Genomic DNA, 10,839 nt, shown 5'->3' on the forward strand with positions numbered 1-10,839 from the left:
TGAGGCATCCGAAACGGAAACGGATTCCCATTCCGGTGGTCTGACGGTCGGGCCCGGCGGCTGGATGTCGAGATGGCCCGCCGGGTCCTCCCCGCGGGGCACGTCCTGCTCGAAGGATGAGGATGAGTGCTCAGGAACTGAACGCAACCACGACGCGGGGCCCGGACCGGGTCGCCGAGGCTCCGTCGGCGGAGCACCGCCGGCGCCGTATGAAGATCGCGCTGGGTGTCATCGTCGCGTGCCAGCTCATGGTGATCATCGACGCGACGATCGTGAACATCGCGCTGGCGCGGATCCAGTCCAGCCTGCACTTCTCCGCCTCGAGCCTGGCCTGGGTGCAGAGTGCCTACTCGCTGGCCTTCGGTGGGCTGCTGCTGTTGGGCGGACGGGCGGGCGACGTCTTCGGCCGGCTGCGGCTGTTCATCGGCGGGTTGGCGCTGTTCACCCTCGCCTCGCTGGCCGCCGCCCGCGCCGCGCAGGGGGTAGGGGCCGCACTGGCCGCGCCGGCCTCGCTCGCCCTGCTCGCCACCACCTTCACCGAAGGTCCCGAGCGGCGACGCGCCCTGGGGGTCTTCTCCATGATCGCCGGACTCGGGCTGACACTCGGTCTCATCCTCGGCGGGCTGCTGACGACGGCCTCCTGGCGGTGGGTGTTCGTCATCAACGTTCCGGTCGGCATCGCGGTCATCGCGCTGGCCCGGCCCTTCCTCAACGAGACCCCGCGGCATCCGGCCCGATTCGACGTTGCCGGCGCGATCGTGTCCACGGCGGGGATGACGTCGCTGGTGTACGGGTTCATCCGGGCCGCATCGGAGGGCTGGTCGGACAGCCTGACCGTCGTCACCCTCGCCGTCGGCGTCGTGTTCCTCCTGGGGTTCCTGTTCGTCGAGGCCAGGGCCGAGCAGCCGATCATGCCGCTGCGACTGTTCGCGGAACGGCTGCGGGCCGGGGCCTATACCAACATGCTGCTCATGTCGGCGGCGATGGGAAGTTTCTTCTTCTTCCTGTCGATCTTCCTGCAGAAGGTGCTGGACCTCAGCCCGCTGCGCACCGNCCTGGCATTCCTGCCCATGGCCCTGGTCCAGTTCGGTGGCGCGCNCACGGCGCCGAAACTGGTCGCGCGCTTCGGCCCGAAGACCATCACCGCGGTCGGTACCGCATCCGCGCTGGTCTCCGCTGTCTGGCTGACCCGGCTGGACGGCGCGAGCAGCTACCCGGGCGGCGTGGTCGGACCGCTGATCCTGCTCGGCCTCGGGATCGGGCTGGCTTTCATGCCCCTGAACATGGTCATCCTCGCCGGGCTGCCGCCACGGGACACCGGGTCCGCCTCCGGGCTGCTGCAATGCCTGCAGCAGATCGGGCTCGCCGTGGGGATCGCCGTTCTCACCACGGTGTACGGCACCTCGCTGCGCAACTCCGCCGATCATCCGGACACCACCCTCACTCCGCAGGCCCAGATGCACCACGATCTGGCGCACGGGATCGCGACCTCCTTCTTCGTACTGGTCGCCTTCATCGCGGTCGCGTTCGTGGTGGCCGTCTTCGTCTTCAAGAACCGTAAGCCCGCGACTACCGGCGCCTGACCCGGCCCGGTCCGGTCCGGCCCGGGCCGGAACAGCACGGAACAGCACGGAACGGGCGTCGGGCAAGATCCCACCGGTTCCCCGTGACCAGCCGACCGTGGCGCCTATCGGCGACGCATACCTTCCATCAGGTAGCCGAGCAGATCGACCCCCCGACCCGAGCCCGTCTCCTCCGCGGTCAGCGCGATCGCATTGGTCAGCTTCAGGAGGGTGGACATGTCCAGATCTGCCCGCATCGTGCCGTCGCGCTGCGCCCGGGAAAGCAGGACGGCGCCGGCGGCCCGCATGTCCTGGCAGGACACGGAAAGCGGTGAGATGCCGTCGTGCAGAACCGACATGACCTCCCGTGCCAATCCGCGATATTCGCCGAGGTGGGAGATGAACTGCTGCAGCCAGTCGGCAAGCGCGTCGTCGGGCGGCCCGACCTCGGCCAGGTTCACCGCGGCGACCCGCAGCGCCTCGAAATGATCCAGCAGGACGGCCTCGAGGAGCGCCTCGCGGGTCGGGAAATGCCGGTAGACCGTTCCGGTACCCAGCCCGGNGCGCTTGGCCACCTCGTACAGCGAGGCATCGGCTCCCACGTCNGCGAAGACCGCGCGCGCCGCGGTGAGCAGGCGCTCACGATTGCGCAGCACATCCGTCCGGACGGGTCGGTCGGCTGACGCGGCCGGCGGCCGAACCATCATGGCTGCCTCCCCAGCATTGCCAAACGGAAGAATCTTCCGGATAATATCACACGAATTTCGAGTCCTCCGCGGTCACGGCCTCCACCGGCCTTCGAGGAATGACAGATGGGCAGCGGAACAGCACTGCCAGGGTCAGGAGTACCGGGACCCGACCGCAAACAACCGGAGACGAACATCATGGATGTGCGCGAGGCGTTGTACACCACCCGCACCATGCGGCGGGTGAAGCCCGATCCCATACCTCTGTCGGTCCAGGAACGCATCATGGACGCCGCCGTTCGGGCGCCCAACGGCGGGAACCTGCAGAAGTGGCGCTTCGTTCTCGTCGATTCCCCCGAGGTCAAGGCCGTCCTCGGCCCGCTCTACCGCGACGCGGTGGCGCGTGGCCTGCAGGGCTACTACGGCGACGCGGCGGCAATCGCCACCAGCACTCCCGAAACGGAGGAGGGCGTACTCGCCAGGCGCATGGTGCGCTCGGCGAACTGGCTGGCGGATAATTTCGAACAGGTTCCGCTGTTCCTGTTCGCGCTCATTCCGGCGACCAAGTCCGTGGGTTCGGTGTTCCCCGCCGTCTGGAGCGCGATGCTGGCCGCTCGGGCCGAGGGCGTCGGCTCGGCGCTCACCACGATGCTGGGTGTCGGCCACGGCCTGGAGACGCTTGCCGCGCTGGGGGTGCCCTTCGAGGAGAACTGGATCAACGCGTGTTGCGTCTCCTTCGGTTACCCGACCGGGCGCTGGGCGGTCGCGCGCCGAGAACCCCCGCAATCAGTGACGTACCGCAACCGTTGGCTCGCACCGAGCGGGTTCCTCGGCGCCGGCCCGCTGTGGCCTGACGGCGCCGCGTCCGCCAGTGAGCCGGATCCCGCCAGTGAGCCGGATCCGACCAGCGCGTCGTAATCCGGCTCAGGCGACTAATCCGGCTCAGGCGACCTGGCGCCAGGCGTCGGCCAGTGCGGTGAAGCTGTCCCGGCGGCGGTCCCGGTCGAGGCCCGGGGTGACAACGACGATCTCGTCGACCTGGGCTTCCTGCTTCAGCTCCAGCAGCCGTCCGGCGACGGACTTCGGCTCGCCGGTCACCATCCGACCGTCGTCGCGGCGGGTGGCGCGGAACTGCGGCGAGCGGGCGAACGCGCGGACGTCCTCCGGCCGCAGCGGCTCACGGATCCCGCGGGTGATGTTCTGGATCATCAGGGCCCAGGCAGCCTCGAAGTCGCCGATCGCGTCGTCGTCGTCGCTGGCGAAGGCCAGCACGGACATCGCCGAATACGGCGTCGCGCCGTCGGTGCGCGGGGTGAACTCGCGCCGGTAGGCCCGCAGCGCCTCGACGGCGAGATCCGGGCTCATGTGGTGCGCGAACACCGCGCTCAGCCCGTTGACGGCGGCGAACCGCGGACCGTACGGGCTCGACCCCAGCACGAACAGCTCGGGCCGCTCCTCGACCAGCGGCGCTGCCACGAGCTGCGCGTAGGGATGGCCGGCGGGGAAGCCGTCACCGAGGAACGCCAGCAGCTCGCCGACCTGCCCGGGGAACTCCGCGGCCGGATCACTGGCCACACCCCGGCGCAGCACGTGCGCCGTCAACGGGTCGGTCCCCGGCGCCCGACCGAGCGCGAGATCGATCCGGCCCGGGTACATCGCCAGCAGCGTCCGGAACGTCTCGGCGACCTTGAACGGCGCATGGTTGGGCAGCATGATGCCGGCCGCGCCGACCCGGATCCGGGACGTGTGCGCGCCGACGTGGGCCGTCAGCAGCTCCGGGGCGCTGCACGCCAGGCTGGTCATGTTGTGGTGCTCGGAGACCCAGTACCGCCGATAACCGGCCGCCTCGACGGCCTGGGCGATGCTCACCGCGCCGGCGATCGCGGCGCTCGGGCTCTCGCCGTGCTCGATCCCGACGAAGTCGAGAACGGCCAGCGGAAGGACGTCGTCAGCAACACTCACCCTCAGGTCAATTCCCCGTCCCGCGACCGCATTCCCGCCGCCGCCACCGAGGTGCGTGCGGTCGACGACGCCGCAGTCGCGGCCGGCCCACTCCGGGGTGGGGCGGGTTGCGGCACGTTCAGCACGGTCCGAGCCCGCAGACCGGGCACGACGCACCGCATCTGACGTCCCCCGGCACCGCCGCTGCGCGGCCGGTCGGCGGGTGCTCCGCGGGCCGGACGGCGTGCGCCGGCGGGAGGAAGGTCCCGCGGAGCCGGGCCCGGCTCGTCCCGTATTCAGGATGCCCGGTCGAGCGGCGCAAGGCCGCGACCGGGCGAGGAACCAGCCCGACCGTCAGGTCGGAAGCCGGAGGAGAAAGCGGACGCGATGAGCAAGAAGACCTTCACCGCCCAGGACATCGAGGACTACATCACCGAGTACCGGGCCACCGGCGGCAAGCCGACCGGCAGGTTCGCGGGGCCCACCCGGCTGCTGTTGCACAGCGGCCACGATGCCGACGGCAAGCCGCACATCGTGCCGTTGAGCTACTTCGCCGACGCCGACAAGGACCGTTGCGTCGTGCTGGCCATCAACGACGGCCTCGATGAGGATCCGCGGTGGCTGCGGCACCTGCGCGCGCACCCGGAGGTCACCGCCGAGATCGGCAGCGACACCGTCCGGCTGACGGCCACGGAGATTCACGGCGCGGAGCGCGACGCCATCTACGCGCGCCACGCCGAGACGTTCCCGATCCTGCTGGAGTTCCAGTCGGCGACGACCCGGGTCATCCCGGTCGTCGCACTCGCTCCGACCGGCAACGCCTGACCCGTTCCCCCGCCTGACCCGTTCCCCCGCCTCACCCGCCGGGCCGAGCGTGCGGCCGAATCCGTCACCGCACGCTCGCCGGCACCCTCGGCACCGCCGCCTCGCTCCGCCCCCCGGGCTGGGAGCGAGGCGGCGCCGGTCAGTCGCCGAGGGCGGCGGCGCTCGCCGTGTCAGGCATTTCCAGGTGACACGTGAGCCCGCCGTCGATCGGCAGCAGGACGCCCGTGATGAACGAGCCCTCGTCGGAGGCGAGGAACACCGCCCCGCTCGCGATGTCGCTGGAAAGGCCGAGCCGAGGCAGCATGATCGTCTTGCGGACGGGCGCCATCAGCGCCTCGTTCGCGACCATCTTCGTCATCTCCACGCCGCCGGTGTTGGTGAAGCCGACGATGATGGCGTTCGAGCGGATGCCGTACTGGCCGTAGTCGACCGCGATCTGCCGGGTCAGCGAGTTGATCGCACCCTTGGAGGACTGGTAGCTCGGCCGCCCGGTGATCGACNGCACGCTGGACGCCGCGGAGATGTTGATGATCGCCCCNCCGCCCNCCGCGATGAGGTGCGGAATGGCGTACTTCGCCGCCCAGAACGTCNCGTACAGGCCGATGCGGACGATCTCGTCGAAGACCTCGGTGCTGACGTCCGCGACCTTGGTGTCCGGCCTGCCGGGCCCGGTGAGGTGCGTCGCCGCCGCGTTGTTGACGACGGTCGTGAGCGAACCGTAGGTGGACACCGCCAGGTCGACCGCCGCGCGGACGTCGTCCTCCGAGGCCGCGCTGCCGGCGGCGAACGTGACGTTCTCCCCGCGGGCCTTCGCCTCTTCCTCGATCTCCTTGCCGGCGTCCACCGACCGGCCGGTGAAGACCACGGACGCGCCCTCGCGGGCGAACCGCTCGACGAACTCCCGGCNGATGCCTCGCGTGCCGCCCGTGATGAGGGCGACCTTGCCGGACAGGCGCTGCGTACTCATGCCTGCAGCTCCGCGGAGACCACGCCGACCGGCGCGGGCAGGTCGAGCACCGTGACCCAGCCGGTCTTCTGCGTGGCGGCGACGCCGGGCAGGCAGGCGACCGCGCGCGCGGCGTTGAGGGCGGCGACGTGGTCCGGCCCGTCGTGCGAGCCGGGCAGGCCGAACTGCAGCTCGATCGACGGGCTGCCCTCGACGATGACGCGCCAGTTGGGCTCGTCGTCGTCCTGGCGCCAGTCGTCGCCGAGGCCGAGCACCGCGCTCTGCTCGTTGACGAGCTCGTAGAACGGCTTGCCGTTGGAGTAGGCGGTCAGCGTCCACCGGGCCCCGGCGACGTGCCCCTTGGGAATGTGAAGGCCGCTGGGCTGCAGCGTGAGGTCCTCCGGCGCCGCGCCGAACTCCTTCTTCGTCAGCTTGGTGCCGTCGTACGGAATGCCGAGGGCCTGCGCGACGATCTGCGCGGACTGGCCGATGCACCACTGCCAGGACGCGTCGGCGAAGGAGAGCTCGCCGTCGAGGTCCACGTGATCGGGGATCTCCTGGCCGAAGCCGAGGAACTCGCCGAGCTGGAAGGCCGACGGGTAGTGCGGGACGTGGTCCTTCTGCCAGGCGCGCACGAACGTGACGTCGGCGCTGTAGCCGGTGGCGAACAGCGGCAGGACGTCGCTGATCAGGCCGGGGATGTTGCCGCCGGCGATCAGGGCGGAGCCGCCCTCCTCGCCCGCGGCCTGAATCAGGTCGTACGACGGCTCGCTCGGCAAAAACCAGCCACCGTGGCTGGAGTAGACGCTGGTGCCCGCGCGCATGAACCTCGCGATCAGCTCCGGCTGCCAGTCGATGCCGTGCCACGCGAGGACGTCCGCCTTCAGCCCGATCAGCGCGTCGACGTCGCGGGTGGCGATGACACCCGTGGGGGCGATCCCGACGATCTCACCGGCGTCCTTACCATCCTTGTCCTCGCTGTGCACGAGAACACCGACGAGCTCGAACGCCGGATTGCCCTGCACGAGCCGCACCACTGTGCTTCCGACCCCGCCGGTGTAGCCGACAACCACCCGTAACGCCATGCGTCGCCTCCGCGTTCACCCCTGTGCGTCCAACCGGACGTGCCGAGCGTCACACGCGTCGACCGGCACCGTCAATCGCCGATCAGGAAGCTGAACGTTCGTACAGCGCCCGGAATCTCCTCGCCCGGCCCGGTGTTCAGTTCCGGCGACGGTGGACGGCAGGGTCGCCGGCCGGGCCCGATGCGCCCGCCGGCCGCGAGGGTGTCGGCGTGACGGCGCCCCGCGACGGACCCGCGACAAGGAGGGTGACGGTCGGACGCATGCGCGTGGACATCTGGAGTGACGTCGTCTGCCCGTGGTGCTACATCGGCAAGGCGCGTTTCGAGCACGCCCTGGCCGGATTCGCGCACCGCGACGAGGTGAGCGTGGTGTTCCACTCCTACGAGCTGGACCCGACGCTGCCCCGCGGCGAGTCCGGCCCCCTGCGTGAGGCGCTGGCCGCCAAGTTCGGGCGCCCGGTCGAGGAGGTCGCCGCGATGGAGAACCGCGTCGCCGACGCCGCCCGTGGCGAGGGGCTGCAGTACACCGCGGACCGGCTCAGCGGGAACACCTTCGACCTGCACCGGCTGCTGCACCTGGCCACCGACGCCGGCCGGCAGGCCGAGGCGGTCAGCGCCCTGAACGCGGCCCACTTCGGCGCGGGCCGGCCGGTGTTCGACGCCGAGACCGCCGTCGAGGTCTTCACCGCCGCCGGCCTCGACGCCGCCGAGGTCCGCCGGGTCTGGAAAGGCGACGACTACACCGACGCGGTGCGCGCCGACGAACGCGCCGCCCGCGACCTCGGCATCACCGGGGTGCCGTTCTTCGTCCTCGACGACGCCTTCGGCGTCTCCGGCGCGCAGCCCGTGGACCTGTTCACCCAGGCCCTCGACCAGGCCTGGGCGCACCACCGGGCCGCCGCCTGACGGGCCGCCGCCTTGCCGGGCCACCCATCCAACCGGCCGCCCCGGCACCTTCGAGTGCTCTCACTGCTCGTCCGAGCAGGTACGGGATGGTCCACTGATGGACCGGCGCGGCCGTCGATCACAGGATGCGACCCAGGAGACGCCGGTAGCCGACGAGCGTCACCCAGGTGACGCTCGTGCTCCCGCGCTGCCCCGATCGGGAGGCAGTTCTGGCCCCGGGTAAGGGCAGCCGGGGCCAGAACTGCGCGCGGGACGACGTGTTGCTGGAATTTCCTGGGATCGTGAGTAGTAGCCGGGCCTCCCTTCGCCGTGCTGCTGCCTTGATGTCGAGGGGTTCGGGCTGCTGGGCGGCGCCCGCTGCCCGGCTCTGCGTTGGGGGCGTCGGGCGACCGGCGGTCCGGATGGGTGAGGGTGGGGACAGCACGCGGTCGGCGGTGGTCCCGGCGACGCTGGTCCCGGCACGGGTGGCCGCCCTGGCCTGCCCGTCGGAACGTCGCTGCCCCACTCGGNCGAGATGATCGCGTCGAACTCGGCCTGCAGCAGGTCGGGGTCGGCGCAGATCAGGTCGGCCAGCTGCGCCTCGACCGACCGGACCGGCGCCGGCCCCTGTGGGGTAGCCATCGGTCCCGCCCCGGCTCAGGCGTGGATGGCCCGGCGGTCGTCGCTGGACGTCTCGATCGCGATCTTCCGGGGCTTGGCCTTTTCCGCGACCGGGATCCGCAGGGTCAGCACGCCGGCGTGGTAGCTGGCGGTGATCTTCTCGGTGTCCAGGTTGTCGCCCAGGATCAGCTGGCGGCTGAACACTCCGCGGGGCCGCTCGGCGACCAGGACCTCGCGGTCTCCTTGCAGTGCCGGGCGCTGCGCGCGCACGGTCAGCACGTTGCGTTCGACGTCCAGATCCACGGTGGCGGGGTCAACCCCGGGCAGATCGAACTCCGCCACGAACTCCTCGCCCTCGCGCCAGGCGTCGATCGGCATCCCGCTCGGCCGGGCCACCGTGCCCAGGGTGCCGAGCACCTGCTGGCTCAGCCGATCCAGCTCCCGGAACGGGTCGGTGCGCACCAACATCGGAACTCCACCTCCACGATCACGATTTTGTAGATCAGAGCGTTGGATCATCCACTTATCTGTAGTGGCTGACCTAGATTTTTATATAGCACCGATGGCAGACTGAGGCAAGTCCCCGGTCGNCTGTCCGGGCGAGTCCCTGGAGGCGCCCCGTGAGACCGTCGGATGTCGACCCGACCCAGGGGGTGTATGGCATCTCGGTCGCCGCCGATCTCGTCGGGATGGACCCGCAGAGCCTGCGCCTGTATGAGCGGCGCGGCCTGCTGGAGCCGGCCCGCACCGACGGCGGGACCCGCCGGTACAGCAGCGACGACCTGGCCCGGCTTCAACGGATCGGGCATCTACTCGCAGCCGGGCTGAACCTCGCCGGCATCGCCAGGGTGCTCGAGCTGGAGACTGAGAACGCACGGCTGCGAGCCGCACTTGAGCTGACTCAGGCTGCGGACGTGGAGCCGCCACCGCGGTCGGGCCGCCTTCGAACCACGGACTGAGGCAGGAAGGCCGCGCCCGAGACACTGACCGGCGCGGTGACGTACGGACTGCCCGTCTAACGGACCGCCACGGTGCGCCCCTCAGCCTCGCCCCGGCGCAGGCGCTCGAGCCCGTCGGGGATGGNGTCGAAACCGACGGTGGAGATGACCGGGTCGAGCGCGCCCGAGGCCAGCAGCGCGTAGACCGCGACCAGGTCCTCCTTGGTGGCGCCGAGGGTGCCGCGCAGCTCGAGGCGGCNGACCACCAGGTCGACGATGCTGAGGGTCGCCTCCGGCCGGCCCGCGCCGATCTGCACGACCCGACCGCCGGGGCGGGCCGCGCTCAGGGCGAGTCGCGTGGTGTCGATGCCGGCGAAGTCGAACACCACGTCGAGGCCGAGGCCGGCGAACCGGTCGGCGTCGGTGGTGAACGACGCCGCGCCCAGCAGGTCCGCCGTCGCCTCCAGATCGGACCGCACGTCGGTGACGTGGACCTCCCCGCCGAGCAGGACGGCCACCCGGGCGCCGATCTGACCGAGCCCGCCGAGCCCGATCACGCCGACGCGACTGCCGCTGGTCACCTCGCCGATCGCGCTCACCGCGTGGTAAGCGGTCGCGCCGGCGTCGGTGGCGGCGGCGGCCTGCGCGTAGTCGACCCCGACGGGCACCGGCACGAGCTCGTCGACCTGCGCCAGCGCCCCGCTCGGCGTAGCCGCCGTCGCGACCCACCCCGGGCCCGTCGTGCAGGACCGGGGCGATGCCGACCCGGTCGCCGACGGCGAAGCCCGTGACACCGGCGCCGAGTTCGGCGACCGCGCCGGCGATCTCGTGGCCGAGCACGATCGGGACGTGCGAGGGCATGCCCGGCACCTCGCCGTTCATGAAGGAGATGTCCGTGTGGCACAGCCCGGCGGCGTGAACGTCCACGACCACCTGGCCGGGCCCCGCTACCGGGTCGGGAAGCTCCACCNGCCGCAGGGGCTCCCCGGTCGCCACGAAGTGCCACGCCTTCATCACGGTTCTCCTTGTCGCGCGCCGCCCGCTGCGGTGGGAACTGGGCGCCTAGTAGACCGTCGCTGTTTAGTTCTGGGGTGTGGCAGGCTGGTGTTGGCAGATCTTCCTCGTCCCCTCTGCCGGTCAGGACAAGTCATGCCGTCACAGAAGAAGCGGCCGGTCACCTTGACCGCGGCCGATCGTGAAGCGTTGGTTCGGGTCACCACCACGGGTGTGCATCCGGCCTCGATGATCAGGCGGGCGCAGGTGCTGCTCGCGTTGGACACCTCGACCGGCGAGGTTGATCCTGTCGAGGTGATCGCGGCACGGCTGGGTGTCTCGGGTGAGACGCTGCGGC

At 70.9% G+C, this 10,839-nt stretch carries 10 protein-coding genes and 10 pseudogenes; 8 read left to right on the top strand and 12 right to left on the bottom strand.

Annotated elements, in window-relative coordinates; genetic code table 11:
- Positions 1 to 248 precede the first annotated feature (248 nt).
- The 3 genes and pseudogenes from FF86_RS57510 to FF86_RS57520 all read left to right on the top strand — a co-directional run.
- A partial coding sequence (locus FF86_RS57510) for an MFS transporter (protein WP_242419563.1) occupies positions 249 to 1,053 on the top strand: 805 nt, incomplete at its 3' end.
- Between the two features lies 1 nt (position 1,054).
- A pseudogene (locus FF86_RS57515) lies at positions 1,055 to 1,098 on the top strand (hypothetical protein); the annotation flags it as partial.
- A gap of 1 nt (position 1,099) precedes the next feature.
- Positions 1,100 to 1,583 (top strand): annotated as a pseudogene (locus FF86_RS57520) (MFS transporter); the annotation flags it as partial.
- Positions 1,584 to 1,687: 104 nt separating this feature from the next.
- On the opposite strand, the gene FF86_RS63120 reads toward FF86_RS57520, so the two are convergent.
- On the bottom strand, positions 1,688 to 2,124 hold a 437-nt coding region (locus FF86_RS63120; RefSeq protein ID WP_255355915.1), incomplete at its 5' end, for a TetR/AcrR family transcriptional regulator.
- 44 nt (positions 2,125 to 2,168) lie between these two features.
- Positions 2,169 to 2,269 (bottom strand): annotated as a pseudogene (locus tag FF86_RS63125) (TetR/AcrR family transcriptional regulator); the annotation flags it as partial.
- Between the two features lie 177 nt (positions 2,270 to 2,446).
- Between FF86_RS63125 and FF86_RS25260 the strand changes: the two are divergent.
- Positions 2,447 to 3,166 (top strand): nitroreductase family protein, encoded by a 720-nt coding sequence (locus FF86_RS25260; RefSeq protein WP_044887586.1) that lies wholly within the window; start codon positions 2,447 to 2,449, stop codon positions 3,164 to 3,166.
- A gap of 24 nt (positions 3,167 to 3,190) precedes the next feature.
- Here FF86_RS25260 and FF86_RS25265 read toward each other — a convergent pair whose 3' ends face one another.
- The gene (locus tag FF86_RS25265) at positions 3,191 to 4,210 is read right to left on the bottom strand and encodes an LLM class flavin-dependent oxidoreductase (protein WP_044887585.1); all 1,020 of its coding nucleotides are present in this window, start codon (positions 4,208 to 4,210) and stop codon (positions 3,191 to 3,193) included.
- A gap of 366 nt (positions 4,211 to 4,576) precedes the next feature.
- Between FF86_RS25265 and FF86_RS25270 the strand changes: the two genes are divergently transcribed.
- The gene (locus FF86_RS25270; RefSeq protein ID WP_044887584.1) at positions 4,577 to 5,014 is read left to right on the top strand and encodes a nitroreductase/quinone reductase family protein; all 438 of its coding nucleotides are present in this window, start codon (positions 4,577 to 4,579) and stop codon (positions 5,012 to 5,014) included.
- Positions 5,015 to 5,153: 139 nt separating this feature from the next.
- On the opposite strand, the gene FF86_RS57530 is transcribed toward FF86_RS25270, so the two are convergent.
- The 5 genes and pseudogenes from FF86_RS57530 to FF86_RS25280 all read right to left on the bottom strand — a co-directional run.
- Positions 5,154 to 5,514: SDR family NAD(P)-dependent oxidoreductase (locus FF86_RS57530; protein ID WP_242419551.1), on the bottom strand; the 361-nt coding region annotated here is incomplete at its 5' end.
- 46 nt (positions 5,515 to 5,560) lie between these two features.
- Positions 5,561 to 5,604, bottom strand: a pseudogene (locus tag FF86_RS57540) (hypothetical protein); the annotation flags it as partial.
- 1 nt (position 5,605) lies between these two features.
- Positions 5,606 to 5,920: pseudogene (locus FF86_RS57545) on the bottom strand (SDR family oxidoreductase); the annotation flags it as partial.
- A gap of 1 nt (position 5,921) precedes the next feature.
- Positions 5,922 to 5,981 (bottom strand): annotated as a pseudogene (locus tag FF86_RS63130) (hypothetical protein); the annotation flags it as partial.
- Positions 5,978 to 7,045: a dihydrodipicolinate reductase gene (locus FF86_RS25280; protein WP_044887582.1), complete on the bottom strand. Its 1,068-nt coding sequence runs from the start codon at positions 7,043 to 7,045 to the stop codon at positions 5,978 to 5,980. The pseudogene FF86_RS63130 and the gene FF86_RS25280, both read right to left, overlap by 4 nt.
- A gap of 260 nt (positions 7,046 to 7,305) precedes the next feature.
- Between FF86_RS25280 and FF86_RS25285 the strand changes: the two genes are divergently transcribed.
- Entirely contained in the window at positions 7,306 to 7,950 is a 645-nt protein-coding gene (locus FF86_RS25285; protein ID WP_044887610.1) for a DsbA family oxidoreductase, read from the top strand.
- Between the two features lie 636 nt (positions 7,951 to 8,586).
- On the opposite strand, the gene FF86_RS25290 is transcribed toward FF86_RS25285, so the two are convergent.
- Positions 8,587 to 9,018, bottom strand: coding sequence for an Hsp20/alpha crystallin family protein (locus FF86_RS25290; protein ID WP_044887581.1), 432 nt, complete (start codon positions 9,016 to 9,018; stop codon positions 8,587 to 8,589).
- A 152-nt stretch (positions 9,019 to 9,170) separates the two neighbouring features.
- Here FF86_RS25290 and FF86_RS25295 point away from each other — a divergent pair, with 152 nt between their 5' ends.
- Entirely contained in the window at positions 9,171 to 9,509 is a 339-nt protein-coding gene (locus FF86_RS25295) for a helix-turn-helix transcriptional regulator (RefSeq protein WP_044887580.1), read from the top strand.
- 125 nt (positions 9,510 to 9,634) lie between these two features.
- On the opposite strand, the pseudogene FF86_RS57550 reads toward FF86_RS25295, so the two are convergent.
- From FF86_RS57550 to FF86_RS68305, 3 pseudogenes are all read right to left on the bottom strand, one after another.
- A pseudogene (locus FF86_RS57550) lies at positions 9,635 to 9,747 on the bottom strand (zinc-binding alcohol dehydrogenase); the annotation flags it as partial.
- A 1-nt stretch (position 9,748) separates the two neighbouring features.
- A pseudogene (locus tag FF86_RS64375) lies at positions 9,749 to 10,282 on the bottom strand (zinc-binding dehydrogenase); the annotation flags it as partial.
- Positions 10,283 to 10,286: 4 nt separating this feature from the next.
- Positions 10,287 to 10,457: pseudogene (locus FF86_RS68305) on the bottom strand (alcohol dehydrogenase catalytic domain-containing protein); the annotation flags it as partial.
- A gap of 180 nt (positions 10,458 to 10,637) precedes the next feature.
- Between FF86_RS68305 and FF86_RS25305 the strand changes: the two are divergent.
- Positions 10,638 to 10,839 (top strand): annotated as a pseudogene (locus FF86_RS25305) (helix-turn-helix domain-containing protein); the annotation flags it as partial.

This window comes from Frankia sp. CpI1-P (genome assembly GCF_001421075.1).
In the GTDB taxonomy this organism is placed as follows: Bacteria; Actinomycetota; Actinomycetes; order Frankiales; family Frankiaceae; genus Frankia; species Frankia torreyi.

Bases quoted from the DNA above. Each gene is read 5' to 3' on its own strand.
- FF86_RS25260 (WP_044887586.1), top strand. From the start codon at position 2,447: ATGGATGTGCGCGAGGCGTTGTACACCACCCGCACCATGCGGCGGGTG.
- FF86_RS25270 (WP_044887584.1), top strand. From the start codon at position 4,577: ATGAGCAAGAAGACCTTCACCGCCCAGGACATCGAGGACTACATCACC.
- FF86_RS25280 (WP_044887582.1), bottom strand. From the start codon at position 7,045: ATGGCGTTACGGGTGGTTGTCGGCTACACCGGCGGGGTCGGAAGCACA.
- FF86_RS25285 (WP_044887610.1), top strand. From the start codon at position 7,306: ATGCGCGTGGACATCTGGAGTGACGTCGTCTGCCCGTGGTGCTACATC.
- FF86_RS25290 (WP_044887581.1), bottom strand. From the start codon at position 9,018: ATGTTGGTGCGCACCGACCCGTTCCGGGAGCTGGATCGGCTGAGCCAG.